The 1047-nt window shown below is 51.3% G+C and carries 3 protein-coding genes; all 3 read right to left on the bottom strand.

Going from position 1 to position 1047, the window contains the following annotated elements; all coding sequences use genetic code 11:
* Positions 1 to 152: 152 nt before the first annotated feature.
* The gene (locus NW839_RS12860) at positions 153 to 419 is read right to left on the bottom strand and encodes an ARPP-1 family domain-containing protein (protein ID WP_414351045.1); all 267 of its coding nucleotides are present in this window, start codon (positions 417 to 419) and stop codon (positions 153 to 155) included.
* 302 nt (positions 420 to 721) lie between these two features.
* Positions 722 to 835: a photosystem I reaction center subunit VIII gene (locus NW839_RS12855; RefSeq protein ID WP_011433114.1), complete on the bottom strand. Its 114-nt coding sequence runs from the start codon at positions 833 to 835 to the stop codon at positions 722 to 724.
* 38 nt (positions 836 to 873) lie between these two features.
* Positions 874 to 1047, bottom strand: a 174-nt coding sequence (locus tag NW839_RS12850; RefSeq protein WP_414380698.1) for a photosystem I reaction center subunit XI, incomplete at its 5' end; no start/stop codon positions are given.

Raw genomic sequence — 1047 nt, 5'->3', positions numbered from 1 at the left:
AAACCAACTTCATCCTCTTTCCTCTATAAATTATTCTCTCTATCCTAACATAAGATCAACACGACCTAGGGATCCCCTGCAGGAGGAACGGGTTTAGGCGAGGAGTTCGGTACTACCGCCGAGAGACTGCCGAGAGATAAACCACCTTCCCGTCATGGAACAGAGCTGAGCCTTGGTCGCCCCGCTGGGACTCTGCTCGGTACTCCCAGCAGCAATAGGAACTCACTGTGGTTTTCCACAACCAGGTGAGGTACTGCTCCGGCCTCGCTCACCTCGGTGATGGTTGCTTCCTTGGTTTGCAGATCTGGAAGGCGATAGGCAACTTCCTGCTCCCCCTGAGAAAAGAGAGGGAAAACCTGGAAACTGCCCTCTTGAATGGGATCGCCTATACGCAGGGTTGGAAAGTTAAGGCTGGCCATCGACTCCTCCTTCTTAAAACTTAAAAGGGTGTTGCAGAAGCTGCCCTTTTCCTCGTTAGCATGGGATCAGCTCGCCGGATCCTGCTCCAATCTAAAGTCCTTTGGAAATGCTCCCTTCCTAAAAAAAAGAGGTGAGGGGACAGCCTTCGCCTTTCGGGACTCTGGTAGCGCGGATGGAAATCATCCTGACCAAAAGAGAGGGATCCCTAAAAAAGGGATCCCTGCCTCAATATCTGGGGTTGATCTCTAGCCTGAAATAATTGAAATTAATCAGCACTAGTGAGTATCAAAGCACTCCGGGACTAGTCCCGCTCAATGTACAAAAAAAGCACTGCCATGCCCACTGCAGGAAGCAGCCAACCAACAATGGGGATAAAAATCCAAGGAAGATAAGCAGCAGCGTAAGAACCGGTCATGATTTTGCTCCTCTCAAGTGACTTGACAAACTTGACAACTAATTCACCAGCCCTCGAAAGATGGCGTCGATCCCGGCAAAGTTCTCCAGCAGGAAATAGGCAGCGAACACGCCACCCATACCTCCCAAGAAAAATCCTGCCGTTAGATCCCCCCAACCCCGAGCTGTAGCCAGAGGAGCGGCCCCCGGTGTTTCCGGCTTGTTTCCGAAGGT

It is taken from the genome of Synechococcus sp. R5-15 (assembly GCF_047462035.1).
Lineage (GTDB): Bacteria > Cyanobacteriota > Cyanobacteriia > Thermostichales > Thermostichaceae > Thermostichus.
Note: the sequence above shows the minus strand (reverse complement) of the source record. Positions and strands in the feature narration are given on the sequence as shown.